Raw genomic sequence first — 13,057 nt, forward strand, 5'->3', positions numbered from 1 at the left:
CCCTCTGCGGGTGAGGGTGTTTTTAAGCCTTCTGCCATACCTTCGGCTTAAAGAACAATGTCTCGCCGCGGGCCAGTTCGGTCAGGCTGTCATGGTCTTTGACCACTTCCACTTCGATCAGCTCGCTTTGCCCCTCAACCTTCAACGTCACCCGGGTGGTCGCACCCAGCGGGCGGATGTCGCGTACCTGGGCGGCGTGGTGGTCTTCGAGTTCGTGGCGCGACAACGACACTTCGTGCGGACGGAACAGGACGTGGTTGTCCTCGCCCAAATGCAGGCGGTTGGAATCGCCCAGGAAGTGATAAACAAAGTCGCTGGCCGGGTTTTCGTAGACGTCACCCGGTGAGCCGATTTGCTCGATCACGCCTTTGTTCATGACCACGATGCGGTCCGCGACTTCCATCGCTTCTTCCTGGTCGTGGGTCACGAACACCGAGGTCAGGTTGATGTCTTCGTGCAGGCGCGCAAGCCAGCGGCGCAGTTCTTTACGAACCTTGGCGTCGAGGGCGCCGAACGGTTCGTCGAGCAGCAGCACTTTAGGTTCGACCGCCAGGGCGCGGGCCAAGGCGATACGCTGGCGCTGACCACCCGACAGTTGCTCCGGGTAGCGGTCAGAGAGCCAGTCCAGCTGCACCATGTTCAGCAGCTCGTGGACTTTTTCGGCGATGCGGGTTTCGTTCGGGCGCTCGCCTTTGGGCTTCATGCGCAGGCCGAAGGCCACGTTGTCGAATACCGTCATGTGGCGGAACAGCGCGTAATGCTGGAACACGAAACCGACGTTGCGATCACGCACGTCATGGCCCGAGACGTCTTCGCCGTGGAAGACGATGCTGCCCTGGTCCGGGGTTTCAAGCCCCGCGATGATGCGCAACAGGGTGGTTTTGCCGCAGCCCGACGGGCCGAGCAATGCCACCAGCTCGCCGCTGTGGATGTCCAGATTGATGCTGTCCAGCGCTTTGAAAGCGTTGAAGTTCTTGCTGACGTTACGGACTTCGATCGACATGGTTTATTCCTCCGCGGCGCTGGCGCGCAGGCGGTTAATACGGGATTCGCTCCACTGCTTGAGCAGCAGGATGAAGAGCGCCAGGATCAGCAACAGGGTGGCCACAGCGAAGGCGGCGACGTGGTTGTATTCGTTGTAGAGGATCTCGACGTGCAGCGGCAGGGTGTTGGTCACCCCGCGAATGTGCCCGGAAACCACCGACACCGCGCCAAATTCGCCCATCGCCCGCGCCGTACACAGTACAACGCCGTAGATCAGGCCCCATTTGATGTTGGGCACGGTGACGTGCCAGAACATCTGCCAGCCATTGGCGCCCAGCAAGCGTGCGGCTTCTTCTTCCTGAGTGCCCTGCTCTTGCATCAGCGGGATCAGCTCACGGGCCACGAAGGGCACCGTCACAAAGATGGTTGCCAGCACGATGCCCGGTAACGCAAAGATGATCTGAATGTCGTGGTCTTGCAGCCACTCGCCGAAGAAACCCTGCGCGCCGAACATCAGCACGTAGACCAGACCGGCGATCACCGGTGATACCGAAAACGGCAGGTCGATCAGGGTGACCAGGATACTTTTGCCGCGAAAGCTGTATTTGCTCACGCACCAGGCCGCACTCACGCCAAACACCACGTTGAGCGGCACCGAAATGACGACGGCGATGATGGTCAGCTTGAGGGCCGACAAGGCGTCGGGCTCAAGGATCGCATCGAAGAACGCACCGAAGCCCAACTTCAGGCCCTGGGACACTACGATCAGCAGTGGCAACAGCAAGAAGCCGATAAAGAACAACCAGCCAAGTGCGATCAGCAGCCGGCGTGAAAGCGCGCTGCCACGGCGTGCAGCGTTGGCGGCGGAGGCCGCGTTTATAGACGAACTGGACATACGCTGGCCTCCTTCAGGATGGGGTTTCGATGCGGCGCTGGATCAAGTTGATCAGCAGCAGCAACACGAAGGAAACCACCAGCATCATCACGCCGATGGCGGTGGCGCCGGTGTAGTCGTACTGGTCGAGCTTGACCATGATCAGCAGCGGCAGGATCTCGGTTTTCATCGGCATGTTACCGGCGATGAAAATGACCGAGCCGTACTCACCGATGCCACGGGCAAAGGCCAGCGCAAAACCGGTCAACCAAGCGGGCAACAGGGCCGGCATGAGGATGTAGCGGAACACTTGCAGGGGCTTGGCGCCCAGGCAGGCGGCGGCTTCTTCGATTTCACGCGGGATGTCTGCCAGAACCGGCTGCACGGTGCGCACCACAAACGGCAGGGTCACAAAGGTCAGGGCCAGGGTAATACCCAGCGGGGTGTAGGCGATTTTAAAGCCCAGGTCCGAGGCGAACTGACCAATCCAGCCGTGGGGCGCGTACAACGTGGTCAGTGCAATACCGGCCACCGCCGTTGGCAGGGCAAAGGGCAGGTCGATCATGGCATCGATGATCTTGCGCCCGGGGAAGGTGTAACGCACCAGCACCCAGGCCAGAACGGTGCCGATGACGCCGTTGATCAAGGCGGCAAAAAAAGCGGTGCCAAAACTGAGCTTGAGCGCTGCCAACACCCGCGGCGCGGTGATGATGGCCCAAAACTGCTCCCAGGTGAGTTGCGCGGCATGCACAAACATGGCAGCCAACGGTATAAGCACGATGAGGCTGAGGTACACCAAGGTGTAGCCCAGCGTCAGCCCGAAGCCGGGTATGACGGGGGAAATACGACGAGACATAAGAGTCCTTGGTTAACGCACGAAGCCCGCAACAGGGTCGCGGGCTCTATGTTCTAGCTTTCAGCGTGGCTTAATGCCCCGCCCCACAGGTTATTGCGCCTGGTAGATCTGGTCGAACACGCCACCGTCATTAAAAAATTTCGGCTGCGCAGTTTTCCAGCCGCCGAAGTCTTTGTCGATAGTGACAAGCTCCAGTTTCGGAAATTGCTCGGCGTATTTGGCCGCTACTTTTTCGTCACGCGGACGGTAGAAGTTCTTGGCTGCGATCTCTTGGCCAGCCGGGCTGTACAGGTGTTTGAGGTATGCGTTGGCGATCTCCAGATTGCCTTTTTTCTCGGCGTTTTTGTCGACCACAGCCACCGGTGGCTCGGCCAGAATTGACAGCGAGGGTACGACGATATCGAACTTGTCTGTACCGCCGTCTTCTTTCAGTGCCAGGAACGCTTCGTTTTCCCAGGCCAGCAACACGTCACCCTGACCGTTGTTGACGAAGGTAATGGTCGAGCCGCGTGCGCCGGTATCCAGTACCGGAACGTGCTTGAACAACTCTTGTACGTAAGCTTTGGCTTTGGCTTCGTCGCCGCCGTTGGCTTTCAGGCCGTAGGCGTAGGCCGCGAGGAAGTTCCAGCGCGCGCCGCCGCTGGTTTTAGGGTTCGGGGTAATCACCGAGACGTCTTTCTTGACCAGGTCGCCCCAGTCTTTGATGCCTTTAGGATTGCCCTTGCGTACCAGGAACACGATGGTAGAGGTGTACGGGGTGCTGGCGTCCGGCAGGCGGGTTTGCCAGTCGGCTGGCAGCGAGCCTTTGTTGAGTTTAGAGATTTCATCGATGTCGCCGGCCAATGCCAGGGTCACGACGTCGGCGCGCAAGCCATCAACCACGGCACGGCCCTGTTTGCCCGAACCACCGTGAGACTGCTGGATTTTGACGTTGTCGCCCGGGTGGCTGGCTTTCCAGAAATTAACAAACTCAGCGTTGTAATCCTGGTACAGCTCACGGGTTGGATCGTAAGAAACGTTAAGCAATTCGTAGTCTTTGGCTACAGCGGAGCCAGCAAAAATGGCACTGGCCAGCGCGGCCAGAGCGTAACGGCGTAGGGACATAGGTGAGGCTCCAAAGCGTTTCTAGTTGTTATGAACGCACTCCAATGAGTGCGTTTGGCTCAATTACTTTTCTGGCTCGGGTTCTGTAGCCGGAATTTTTCTTTGCGTTCGATCTGAACCACTTGTGCGTTGTGCACGGTGATTTCGACGGCACCAAAGCGCAGGTCCCGTAGCGCGCTCTGGATTTCCCGCAGAATGGTGGCTTCGTCCTGACCGTCAACGCTACGCAGAGATGCGCTCATGGTGTGCTCCTGGAAATATGGGTTGCCGACTGAGGTGCTGGCGTGGATGTCATAGTAGTGAGGCGCGATTATTCTTAAAAATACTATTTAAGAATGTTTATATAACTGAAAGCGTGGTAGTCGGAGGGCAAGCTTTATTCGCGCGCGTAATCGGGGGCAGGGTCTACACTCCAATTGCCTCGTAAGCGCATCAATGCGGGGCCGGCACGACACGCTGCTTATATAAGGTCGGAACTGTCACTGGACAGTTGGTGATAGTGGGATCACCTTAGAGCCGTTGTCGCCTTTTCCTGCATAGTCTGGAGTTTTTATGTCGTTTACCCCTGAGTTGGTTGCCGAACTGGAAGTCCTTGCACTGTTTGACCTGGAAAGTACGCTTGAGGGCCTGAAGATCCATCAGACCGCCGATCCACAACGGATCGCGGCAGCACAACGTTTGTATGACAAAGACCTGATCAATCAACCCGATGGTGGTTACCTGACCAGCCTGGGCCGTGATGCTGCCGAGCATGTCCAAGGGCTACTGCTGATCCTTACCTCAGAGTCGAAGCTGGGCGAAAAACTGGCAGAAATTGCCTGACATCCCCCATTGCCCACGGAATCTACCCCTTTGTTGATTCCGCGGGCGCATTCCCTGTTTCCCGTCTAATGTTCAGATATGTAAAAAATCTGACGTCAAAAACACAATCGCCCTAAGTCTTTTGTGCTGCTGGCTGTAAACTCAACACCCCTCCTCTTTCTCGTTTGGCGAGCCGGTCTGAGTGTGCAATGACGCGCCCCCTGGAAGTAAGACCCGCTCTGAGTGAGGGAATCGATCGACAGGTTCTCCATCAGGTGCGTGAGCGGTTTCTGGCGGTCAACAACGGACGTCTGCAGCGCGCAATGGAAGGCCTGTTGCCCGCTCAGCAAACGATCCTGAATCTGTTGGCCCTGTTGTTTCATGTGAACGACCCGTTGCTGCCCGGCTATGTCTCGGACTGCACGCCGGCCGGTGTCTCGGGTTATGCCCCGGATGCGCCAACCCTGGCGGCGGCGCAGGCGTTAGCCGCTGACTTTATCTATCGCCCACAGCCCGGCCAGCCCCAGGCCATTCACGGCCTGTATCTAATGGGCAGCCTGGGCACGTTGGCGCAGACCGATCAGAGCGATATGGACGTGTGGCTCTGTCACGCGCCGGGTCTGGACGACCAGGCGTTGGCCAATTTGCGCAAAAAATGCCGCCGCCTGGAGACATGGGCTGCGGGCCAGGGCAGTGAGGCGCACTTTTTTCTGATCGATGCCCAGCGTTTCGCCCAGGGCGAGCGTGCTCTGCATTGCGACGTGGATGACTTTGTGAACGCGCAACATTCGTTGTTGCTCGACGAGTTTTATCGCACGGCGATCTGGCTCGGCGGGCGCACGCCGTTGTGGTGGTGGGTGCCCGCGTATGAAGAAGCCCGTTATGGCGAATTCATTCAGGCGCTTGAGGCCCAGCGCCTGATCCCGGCGGATGAGGTGATCGACCTCGGGCATTTGGCGCACATCCCGGCGGCCGAGTTTTTAGGGGCCGGGTTGAAGCAGTTGTTCAAGGGCATCGAGTCGCCCTACAAATCGGTGCTCAAACTGCTGTTGATTGAGGTGTATGCCAGCGAGCACCCGCGGGTAAGTTGCCTGAGCCTGGGCTACAAGCGCGCCGTGTACGCCCATCAACTGGACCTCGATGAGCTGGATCCGTACGTGATGGTGTACCGGCGCATTGAGGGCTACTTGCAGGCCCGTGGCGATGTTCAGCGCCTGGAACTGGTGCGCCGCAGTCTGTACCTCAAGGTCAATCACAAGCTCTCCGGCCATGCCCCGGCGCAGGGTGCCCCCTGGCAGCGTGCTCTGCTTGAGCGCTTGACCCATGAATGGGGCTGGGATGAGCAGCAGTTAGCGCAGTTGGACAACCGTTCGAAATGGAAGACCGGGCCGGACAGTCGTGAGCGCCTGGCGCTGTCGCGTGAGTTGAATGACAGCTACCGTTTTTTGAGCCAGATGGCTTGGCATGAACACCCGATCAGGTTGCCCGTTATAACGGTCTAGGGCGTTTGGGCAGCGCTGCAAAACCGAGCGCTACCGCGGATCTGGTGTATCGGGGCAGTTTAAAGCTCGAAATCGCCTGCGGCTTCTGGCTGGTATTTAACTTCAAGCAATTCAAGTTTGAGAGTCTTGCCGCCGGGTGCCGGCCAGTTGATGTGCTGGCCCGTCTGCAAGCCCAGCAACGCGCTGCCGACCGGCGCCAGAATCGAAATTTTGCCTTCGTCTGCGTTGGCATCTTTTGGGTAGACCAGCGTCAGGTGGTAATCCTTGCCGCTGCTTTCTTCACGGCAATGCACGCGTGAGTTCATGGTCACGACGTTGGCCGGCACTTCTTCGTGGCCGACGACATTTTCGGCACGATCCAGCTCGGCCTGCAACGCAACAACACCGGGTAACGTGTCATCCAGACTGTCGATCAGCTTCTCCAGACGTTGTACGTCCAGGCGTGTGAGGGTGATGGCGGGTGAAGTACTCATGACCTGGCAGACTCCTTTTTTCTGCACGGAAAAGCAAAACCCCGCCAGGACATGGCGGGGTTTTGACCAGCCTCGTGTCGACGAGGCGAACTTGGACACTACCACAGCAAAATAAATACACAAGGTTGCCTGTAGGAGCGAGATTTGATCTTTTAAAAGATCGCGAGGCAAGCTCGTTGCTGCAACAGTCGATCAGCCCCTGCGCTCGCGGGCCTGCTCGCAAATGACCCGGCGGCGTGCATCACTTGCCGAGCGCCATTCGCGAATGTCTTCGACGTGGCGAAAACACCCCAGGCAAACCTTGTGTTCATCCAGCCGGCACGTGCTGATGCATGGGGACGGCACGGCCGGGCTGACGTTACTGTAGAGCGGTTTTGCGGGTTTAGCAGGCGCAGTCACAATCAGATCTCTTCAAATTCCAGCTCGGCGCCCGCTTGTTCCAGTGTCAGGCGAGCCACCATTTCACTCAGTAGCTCATCGGTACTGTCGTGTACCCAGCGCGAGTTATCTTCGTCGTATTCGAAATGGAAACCACCGCTGCGTGCGGCGAGCCAGAGCTGGCGAAGCGGCTCTTGTCGGCTGAAAATCAGTTGGGTGCCATTATCAAACTTGACCGTTAAAACGCCGGCCGAGTTCTCAATATCAACATCCAGATCACTGTCGTCGAAAACGTCTTCCAGGTTTTCCTGGGTTGCATCGACCAGATCGTGAAAACGGGCTTCAGTCAAACTCATGGTGGAACCTCGTAGTGTCTAGTCATGCTCGGAGTTCGCAAGATACGGGCGCTCCAGACCGATTGCAAACCCTAAGACAACCCGCCGCAATAGCACACCTGATTATCCGGACAGGTGCCCCCCGCGCGAGCCGTCTGCTGCATAGGCAAGCTGGTGGGTGGTCGGTATACTCGGTCGCAATTAATGCTTTTCAAAGGATTTCGCCATGAAGCGCCTGATCTCTTCGTTTGCTGCGCTTGTCGCGGTTGCTTGCCTTGTTTCTGCCTGTGGTCAAAAAGGACCGCTGTATCTGCCCGATGACAGCAAAAACCCGGATGACCAAGCCAAATCGTCGCAATCTCAAGCGCACAAGCATCAATAAGGGAACACCATGGACGCTTTTAATTACCGGGACGGCGAGCTGTTCGCCGAAGGTGTTGCGCTGACGGCCATCGCCGAACGCTTCGGCACCCCGACCTACGTCTATTCCCGGGCGCACATCGAGGCGCAATACAACGCGTATGCCCATGCCCTGGAAGGAATGCCGCATCTGGTGTGCTTTGCAGTCAAGGCCAACTCCAACCTGGGTGTACTCAATGTCCTGGCGCGTTTGGGCGCTGGTTTTGACATTGTGTCGCGCGGTGAACTGGAGCGTGTGCTGGCCGCTGGCGGCTCGGCAGACAAAATCGTGTTTTCGGGCGTCGGCAAGACCCGCGACGACATGCGTCGTGCTCTGGAAGTTGGCGTGCACTGCTTTAACGTCGAGTCCACTGACGAGCTGGAGCGCCTGCAAGTGGTGGCTGCCGAGCTGGGCGTTCGTGCGCCGATCTCGCTGCGGGTCAACCCGGACGTAGACGCAGGCACGCACCCGTACATCTCCACCGGCCTCAAAGAAAACAAGTTCGGCATCGCCATCGCCGACGCCGAAGACGTGTACATCCGAGCTGCGCAACTGCCTAACCTCGAAGTGGTGGGCGTCGATTGCCATATCGGCTCGCAACTGACCACCCTCGAACCGTTTATCGATGCGCTTGATCGCCTGCTGGGGCTGATCGACCGTCTGGGCGATTGCGGCATTTACCTGCGCCACATCGACCTCGGTGGTGGCTTGGGCGTGCGTTATCGCGATGAAGAGCCGCCCTTGGCTGCTGACTACATCAAAGCCGTGCGTTCGCGCATTGAAGGCCGTGATCTGGCGCTGGTGTTCGAGCCGGGCCGTTTTATCGTGGCCAATGCGGGCGTGCTGCTGACCCAGGTCGAGTACCTCAAGCACACCGAGCACAAAGACTTCGCCATTGTCGACGCGGCCATGAACGACCTGATTCGTCCGGCGTTGTACCAGGCCTGGATGGACGTGACCGCGGTACGCCCGCGTGACACTGAAGCCCGCCCTTACGACATCGTTGGCCCGATCTGCGAAACCGGTGACTTCCTGGCCAAAGACCGCCAGTTGGCGCTGGCCGAAGGTGATTTGCTGGCCGTGCATTCGGCAGGTGCCTACGGGTTTGTCATGAGCTCGAACTACAACACCCGTGGCCGCGCCGCCGAAATTCTGGTGGATGGCGACCAAGCGTTTGAAGTGCGCCGTCGCGAGACCGTTGCTGAGCTGTATGCCGGCGAAAGCCTTCTGCCGGAGTGAGCCCATGTTGCTGCGTTTTACCAAAATGCACGGCCTGGGCAATGACTTCATGGTTCTTGACCTGGTCAGCCAGCACGCGCACATTCTGCCCAAGCACGCCAAACAATGGGGTGATCGGCACACGGGTGTCGGCTTTGATCAATTATTGATCGTTGAGGCACCGAGCAACCCGGAGGTGGATTTCCGTTACCGGATCTTCAACTCCGACGGTTCTGAAGTTGAACAGTGCGGCAACGGTGCCCGTTGTTTCGCCCGTTTTGTGCTCGACAAGCGTTTGACCACCAAGCGTCAGATCAAGGTCGAAACCAAAAGCGGCATCATCGAACTGAACGTGCGCAGCGATGGGCAGATCAGCGTCGACATGGGCCCGCCGCGCCTGGTTCCGCACGAGATCCCGTTTGTGGCCGACGCCCAGGCGTTGAGCTATGAAGTGGATGTCGACGGGCAGCCGGTGCAGTTGGCCGCCGTGTCGATGGGCAACCCCCATGCGGTGTTGCGCGTTGACGACATCAACGCCGCGCCGGTGCATGAGCTGGGGCCAAAAATTGAACACCATCCGCGCTTTCCGGCGCGGGTTAACGTGGGCTTTTTGCACGTGATTGATCGTCAACGCGGGCAACTGCGGGTGTGGGAGCGTGGTGCCGGGGAAACCCAGGCCTGCGGTACCGGCGCCTGTGCGGCTGCGGTGGCGGCAATCAGCCAGGGCTGGATGGATTCACCGGTGACCCTCGATTTGCCCGGAGGTCGCTTGTCCATTGAATGGGGTGGCCCAGGCCAGTCCGTGATCATGACCGGCCCGGCGATGCGTGTGTACGAAGGACAAGTCCGTTTATGAGCGAGCGCATCTGATGACCGACCAGCCACAGCCTTCCGACCTTGAACTGCCTGCTGACGCTCTGGAGGCTGCGACGGTTGCGGCCTACCTGGAGGCTCATCCGGACTTCTTCAATCAGCGCGACGAGTTGCTGCTGGCGTTGCGGATCCCGCACCAGCGCGGCGACACCATTTCGCTGGTTGAGCGCCAGTTGGAACTGTTGCGCGGTCGCAACATCGAGATGCGCCATCGTTTATCGCAACTGATGGACGTGGCCCGCGACAACGATCGTTTGTTCGAAAAAACCCGTCGCCTCAACCTCGCCCTGATGGACGCCACCAGCCTTGAAGAACTGGTGATGGCCGTCGAAGACAGCCTGCGCCAGGATTTCCAGGTGCCGTTTGTCAGCCTCGTGCTGTTTGGCGACAACCCGATGCCGGTCGGTCGCTGGGTCAACAGCGCCGATGCACAGCGCGCCCTGGGCGGTTTGCTGGCCGAGGGTAAAGCGGTCAGCGGTAGCCTGCGTGAGCACGAGCTGGACTTCTTGTTCGGCGAAGAACAGCGCAAGCAAATCGGTTCGACGGCGGTGGTTGCGCTCAATCATCTGGGCTTACATGGCGTATTGGCCGTGGGCAGCCGCGACCCGCAGCACTATAAAAGCTCGGTGGGCATGCTGTTTCTGGGGCATATCGCCGAAGTGCTGGGGCGAGTTTTGCCGCGCTTCACCAGCGCCCTGCGCTCGGTCCGCTAGCGGTGGAACACCAACTGGACGCTTACTGCACGCACCTGCGCAGTGAGCGCCAAGTGTCTCCCCACACGCTGGAAGCCTATCGCCGCGACCTGAACAAGGTGCTGGCCTTTTGCGTTAAAGAATCCATCCCTGACTGGCCTGCCCTGGATATCCAGCGCTTGCGCCAGCTGGTGGCGCGTCTGCATCAGCAGGGCCAGTCTTCGCGCAGCATCTCGCGGCTGCTGTCGGCGGTGCGCGGGCTGTATCACTACCTCAACCGCGAAGGGCTGTGTGATCACGACCCGGCGAACGGCCTGTCGCCGCCCAAGGGCGAGCGCCGCCTGCCGAAAACCCTCGACACTGACCGGGCCCTGCAACTGCTCGAAGGCGCTGTCGAGGATGATTTTTTGGCGTTGCGTGACCAAGCCATTCTTGAGCTGTTTTATTCCTCAGGGCTGCGCTTGTCGGAGCTGACCGGGCTTAACCTGGACCAGCTCGACCTGGCGGACGGCCTGGTGGAAGTGCTCGGTAAGGGCAGCAAGACGCGCGTGCTGCCTGTGGGCAAAAAGGCCCGGGAAGCGTTGCAGGCGTGGCTGCCTTTGCGCGGCCTGGCCAACCCGCAAGACGATGCGGTGTTCGTCAGCCAGCGCGGCACCCGGCTTGGCCCGCGGGCCATCCAGCTGCGGGTTAAAGCCGCTGGCGAGCGCGAGCTGGGGCAGAACCTGCACCCGCACATGCTGCGCCATTCATTTGCCAGCCATTTGCTGGAATCGTCTCAGGATTTACGTGCGGTGCAGGAATTGCTCGGGCATGCGGACATTAAAACCACGCAGATCTATACCCATCTGGATTTCCAGCACCTGGCATCGGTTTACGACAGCGCCCACCCACGGGCCAAACGCAGTAAGGGCAGTGAATGACCATTGAGCTGATTACCTTCGACCTCGACGACACCCTGTGGGACACCGCGCCGGTGATTGCCAGTGCCGAAACTGTGCTGCAAACCTGGCTGGCCGAAAATGCACCAAAATTGGGCGCGCTGGATGTTGCGGGGTATCAGGCGTTGCGCCAGCGAGTTTTGGTCGACGAGCCGCAGCTCAAGCATCGCATCAGCGCGTTGCGTCGGCGGGTGTTGTTCCACGCCTTGGAGGGCGCGGGTTATGCGCAGGCTGCGGCGATGGCAGAGCAAGCGTTTGAGGTGTTCATTGAGGCGCGTCATGCGCTAGAGGTGTTTCCTCAAGCTGAGCCTACGCTGATAGCGCTGGCCTCTGACTACGCCTTGGGCGTCGTGACCAATGGCAATGCTGATGTGCGCCGCATCGGGCTGGGGCATCACTTCAAGTTTGTGTTGTGCGCCGAAGACATTGGCATTGCCAAGCCGGACGCCCGGTTGTTTCACGAGGCATTGCGCCGCGGCGGCCGTATTTCGCCTGCGGCGACCGTGCACGTGGGCGATCACCCCGGTGATGACATTGCCGGCGCCCAGCAGGCGGGCTTGCGCGCCATCTGGTTCAACCCTGGCGGCAAACACTGGGAAGGCGACAAAGCTCCGGATGCCGAAGTGGGCTGTTTGAGCGAACTGCCAGCAGTACTTAAAACGATGCGTATGCAGTCTCTGTAGTCGCTGCCGAGGTACGAGGCTGCGATGGGTGCGCAGCGGCCCCAATCGGCGGTCCTGCGGCCCGCATCGCAGCCTCGTACCTCGTCAGCGACTACAAGAGTCGGTGAACCTGTAGTCGCTGCCCAAGCATGAGGCTGCGATGGGTTGCGCAGCGGCCCTAATCGGCGGTCCTGCGGCCCGCATCGCAGCCTCGTACCTCGTCAGCGACTACGGATCAAACAATCGCAACTTGTGGCGCTCAGCCGTTACCCACAAAAAAACCCGCAGCGACGGCGGGTTTTTTCTTCAAGCAAGGGAGCTAACCTTAGATAGGGCGGCTGCCGTACTTGTTGTCAGGCTTTTTGGGTGGGTCTGCCACCACGTTCGCCTCGACTTCCTGCACTTTGCCACCACGGGAGAGGAACTCCTCCATGGCGCGAGCCAGAGCATCACGCTCTTTGTTTTTGGCTTCAATGCTGGGCAGGTCGTCAACCGACACCGCAGCCTTGGATTTGCCTTTGGCCGCAGGGGCCGGCGCATCATCGCCACCGTCGTCGTCTGCAACGTCTTCGGCTGCCGCTTCCAGACCGTCTTCGGCCTCGTCATCGTCACCTACTTCGAGGTCATCATTTTCCAGATCATCGTCGCTCATGTTCTACCCCATGACTTGCGTAAAGCAGATTAGTTATAGACCAGCTGCACCCAGTGTCGACTGCCGCTGGTGAAAAAGTAGCCTTGGGCAAACCGAGGCTCAAGCCTCTTCATCCTTAAAGGTGACGAGAACTTATCGAGTTTCGCGATCTCGCGCTGCTCGTTCAGGTAAACACGTTGCCCGTAGCCCAAGCTGCGGGCCTTGAAAGCGTCGGGTGCTTATCCTCGCCTTCGTCCTGCCAGGGGCTGTTTTTCGCCCCTTGGCGCGCATTCTAGCGTGCTGAATAAAAAAGCAAAGCGGCTAATAGTCGAGTTG

At 59.1% G+C, this 13,057-nt stretch carries 16 protein-coding genes and 1 pseudogene; 8 read left to right on the forward strand and 9 right to left on the reverse strand.

The window, feature by feature from the left end; translation table 11 throughout:
• Window positions 1-22 precede the first annotated feature (22 nt).
• From ACJJU9_RS25210 to oscA, 5 genes are all read right to left on the reverse strand, one after another.
• The gene (locus tag ACJJU9_RS25210; protein WP_048372581.1) at window positions 23-1,003 is read right to left on the reverse strand and encodes a sulfate/molybdate ABC transporter ATP-binding protein; all 981 of its coding nucleotides are present in this window, start codon (window positions 1,001-1,003) and stop codon (window positions 23-25) included.
• A 3-nt stretch (window positions 1,004-1,006) separates the two neighbouring features.
• Window positions 1,007-1,879 (reverse strand): sulfate ABC transporter permease subunit CysW, encoded by an 873-nt coding sequence (gene cysW / locus ACJJU9_RS25215; RefSeq protein ID WP_048372579.1) that lies wholly within the window; start codon window positions 1,877-1,879, stop codon window positions 1,007-1,009.
• A gap of 13 nt (window positions 1,880-1,892) precedes the next feature.
• Complete coding sequence (gene cysT / locus ACJJU9_RS25220) at window positions 1,893-2,714, reverse strand: sulfate ABC transporter permease subunit CysT (protein WP_048372576.1); 822 nt, start codon at window positions 2,712-2,714, stop codon at window positions 1,893-1,895.
• Between the two features lie 90 nt (window positions 2,715-2,804).
• On the reverse strand, window positions 2,805-3,818 hold the full coding sequence (locus ACJJU9_RS25225) for a sulfate ABC transporter substrate-binding protein (protein WP_048387195.1): 1,014 nt from the start codon (window positions 3,816-3,818) through the stop codon (window positions 2,805-2,807).
• 59 nt (window positions 3,819-3,877) lie between these two features.
• The gene (gene oscA / locus ACJJU9_RS25230; protein ID WP_048372573.1) at window positions 3,878-4,060 is read right to left on the reverse strand and encodes a sulfur starvation response protein OscA; all 183 of its coding nucleotides are present in this window, start codon (window positions 4,058-4,060) and stop codon (window positions 3,878-3,880) included.
• A gap of 310 nt (window positions 4,061-4,370) precedes the next feature.
• Here oscA and ACJJU9_RS25235 point away from each other — a divergent pair, with 310 nt between their 5' ends.
• Both ACJJU9_RS25235 and ACJJU9_RS25240 read left to right on the forward strand, forming a co-directional pair.
• Complete coding sequence (locus ACJJU9_RS25235; RefSeq protein WP_048372571.1) at window positions 4,371-4,640, forward strand: TIGR02647 family protein; 270 nt, start codon at window positions 4,371-4,373, stop codon at window positions 4,638-4,640.
• A gap of 188 nt (window positions 4,641-4,828) precedes the next feature.
• A pseudogene (locus ACJJU9_RS25240) lies at window positions 4,829-6,103 on the forward strand (class I adenylate cyclase); the annotation flags it as partial.
• 77 nt (window positions 6,104-6,180) lie between these two features.
• Here ACJJU9_RS25240 and rnk read toward each other — a convergent pair.
• From rnk to cyaY, 3 genes are all read right to left on the reverse strand, one after another.
• A complete protein-coding gene (rnk, locus tag ACJJU9_RS25245) occupies window positions 6,181-6,594 on the reverse strand; it encodes a nucleoside diphosphate kinase regulator (protein WP_048372567.1) in 414 nt (137 codons plus the stop codon).
• 192 nt (window positions 6,595-6,786) lie between these two features.
• Window positions 6,787-6,993 (reverse strand): DUF1289 domain-containing protein, encoded by a 207-nt coding sequence (locus tag ACJJU9_RS25250; RefSeq protein ID WP_082148782.1) that lies wholly within the window; start codon window positions 6,991-6,993, stop codon window positions 6,787-6,789.
• Between the two features lie 2 nt (window positions 6,994-6,995).
• Window positions 6,996-7,328: an iron donor protein CyaY gene (cyaY, locus tag ACJJU9_RS25255; protein WP_273217930.1), complete on the reverse strand. Its 333-nt coding sequence runs from the start codon at window positions 7,326-7,328 to the stop codon at window positions 6,996-6,998.
• Between the two features lie 205 nt (window positions 7,329-7,533).
• Here cyaY and lptM point away from each other — a divergent pair, with 205 nt between their 5' ends.
• Genes lptM through ACJJU9_RS25285 form a run of 6 tightly spaced genes read left to right on the forward strand, consistent with a single transcriptional unit; the run spans window position 7,534 to window position 12,111 of the window.
• Window positions 7,534-7,689 (forward strand): LPS translocon maturation chaperone LptM, encoded by a 156-nt coding sequence (gene lptM, locus ACJJU9_RS25260; RefSeq protein WP_048372563.1) that lies wholly within the window; start codon window positions 7,534-7,536, stop codon window positions 7,687-7,689.
• 9 nt (window positions 7,690-7,698) lie between these two features.
• The gene (gene lysA / locus ACJJU9_RS25265; protein ID WP_048372561.1) at window positions 7,699-8,946 is read left to right on the forward strand and encodes a diaminopimelate decarboxylase; all 1,248 of its coding nucleotides are present in this window, start codon (window positions 7,699-7,701) and stop codon (window positions 8,944-8,946) included.
• A gap of 4 nt (window positions 8,947-8,950) precedes the next feature.
• Window positions 8,951-9,781, forward strand: coding sequence for a diaminopimelate epimerase (gene dapF, locus ACJJU9_RS25270; RefSeq protein ID WP_048372559.1), 831 nt, complete (start codon window positions 8,951-8,953; stop codon window positions 9,779-9,781).
• Between the two features lie 13 nt (window positions 9,782-9,794).
• The gene (locus ACJJU9_RS25275; RefSeq protein WP_153333503.1) at window positions 9,795-10,511 is read left to right on the forward strand and encodes a DUF484 family protein; all 717 of its coding nucleotides are present in this window, start codon (window positions 9,795-9,797) and stop codon (window positions 10,509-10,511) included.
• Window positions 10,512-10,513: 2 nt separating this feature from the next.
• On the forward strand, window positions 10,514-11,410 hold the full coding sequence (gene xerC, locus ACJJU9_RS25280) for a tyrosine recombinase XerC (protein ID WP_048387184.1): 897 nt from the start codon (window positions 10,514-10,516) through the stop codon (window positions 11,408-11,410).
• The gene (locus ACJJU9_RS25285) at window positions 11,407-12,111 is read left to right on the forward strand and encodes an HAD family hydrolase (protein ID WP_407729784.1); all 705 of its coding nucleotides are present in this window, start codon (window positions 11,407-11,409) and stop codon (window positions 12,109-12,111) included. The genes xerC and ACJJU9_RS25285 overlap by 4 nt, the downstream gene beginning before the upstream one ends.
• Window positions 12,112-12,415: 304 nt before the next feature.
• Here the strand turns inward: ACJJU9_RS25285 and sutA are convergent, their stop codons facing one another.
• Window positions 12,416-12,742 carry a transcriptional regulator SutA gene (gene sutA / locus ACJJU9_RS25290; protein WP_048387180.1) on the reverse strand — a complete coding sequence of 109 codons (327 nt, stop codon included), beginning with the start codon at window positions 12,740-12,742 and terminating at the stop codon, window positions 12,416-12,418.
• Between the last annotated feature and the right edge of the window lie 315 nt (window positions 12,743-13,057).

Origin of the sequence: Pseudomonas helleri (assembly GCF_045830615.1) — a bacterium.
Classification (GTDB): domain Bacteria; phylum Pseudomonadota; class Gammaproteobacteria; order Pseudomonadales; family Pseudomonadaceae; genus Aquipseudomonas; species Aquipseudomonas helleri.